A 1,623-nucleotide genomic window follows, 5' to 3' on the forward strand; every position below is an offset into this window, starting at 1 on the left:
CCAGCGCAAAATCCTGCTGAGAAACCAAAAACACCAGCACCGAAACCAGAACCAAAACCAGCGCCAAAGCCAGCGCCGAAACCAGCTGAGAAACCGAAAACACCAGCTCAAAAACCTGCTGAGAAACCTAAAAATACAAGTCCTAAAGAGGATAAGTCCAAATCTACAGCTCAGTCTGGTTGGGTAGGCTCATCGTACTATGAAAATGGTACTAAAGTTACTAATAAGTGGATTTTTGATAAAAAAGCTAATTCTTATTTCTATCTAAATGCTTCGGGAAACTATGTCCAAAATGCTTGGGTAGGCAATTACTATCTTAAATCAGATGGTAAAATGGCTAAGAGTGAATGGATTTATGATAAAAACTATGGATCCTATTATTATCTAACCGCAGAAGGTAGCTACGCTCGAAACGCATGGGTAGGTAATTACTATCTCAAATCAAATGGGAAGAGAGCTAAAAATGAATGGATTTATGACAATAACTATGGGTCATACTATTATTTAACAGGAGAAGGCAGCTACGCTCGCAACACATGGGTAGGCAATTACTATCTTAAATCAGATGGTAAGATGGCTAAAGCTGAGTGGATTTATGATAAAAACTATGGGTCATACTATTATTTAACAGGAGAAGGCAGCTACGCTCGCAACACATGGGTAGGTAATTACTATCTTAAATCAGATGGTAAGATGGCCAAAAATGAATGGGTAGATGGTGGTCGTTATTATGTAGGAGACGATGGTGTGTGGCAACCAAAACCAGCGCCAAAGCCAGCACCAAAACCAGCTGAGAAACCGAAAACGCCAGCACAGAAACCTGCTGAGAAATCGAAAACACCAGCACCGAAACCAGCACAAAAACCTGCTGAGAAACCAAAAACACCAGCACAAAAACCTGCTGAGAAACCGAAAACACCAGCATCAAAACCGACTGAAAAAGCTAAAGAAACAACTCCTAAACAGGATAAATCACAATCTAAAGTTCAGTCTGGCTGGGTAGGAAATTACTACCTCAAATCAGATGGAAAGAGAGCTAAAAATGAATGGGTAGATGGTGGTCGTTATTATGTTGATTCTGATGGAAAAAAGGTTAAAAGTGACTGGATTTATGATAAAAACTATGGTTCATATTACTATCTCACAGCAGAAGGCAGCTACGCTCGCAACAAATGGGTAGGAAATTATTATCTCAAATCAGATGGTAAGATGGCCAAGAATGAATGGGTAGACGGCGGTCGTTATTATGTTGAATCAGACGGTAAAATGGCTAGGGATAAATGGGTAGATGGTGGCCGTCACTATGTAGACTACGATGGTGTGCGGCAACCAAAACTAGATGGGAAGCAGTACAATGCTGCTTTAAATAAAGCGAAAAGCTATAATTCGGTTTTACATATGTCAAAAAAAGATCTCTATAACCAATTAACGTGGAATGGTTTTTCAAGTTCAGTAGCGCAGTATGCCATCGATCACTTGAATGCAGATTACAAAGCAAATGCCTTAATTACAGCAAGAGAATACCGAAAGAATAACCATTTATCAAAGACAGAGATTTATGAGTGGCTAACTTCTTCTTATGTTGGAAAATTTACAAAAGAAGAAGCAAACTATGCAATTCAA

Annotated in this window: 1 protein-coding gene; it reads left to right on the top strand. The window is 39.2% G+C overall.

All coding sequences use genetic code 11. The features are described from left to right. A partial coding sequence (locus GMD4S_RS08650; RefSeq protein ID WP_000296076.1) for an Ltp family lipoprotein occupies positions 1 to 1,623 on the top strand: 1,623 nt, incomplete at both ends.

Source organism: Streptococcus sp. GMD4S, from assembly GCF_000296955.1.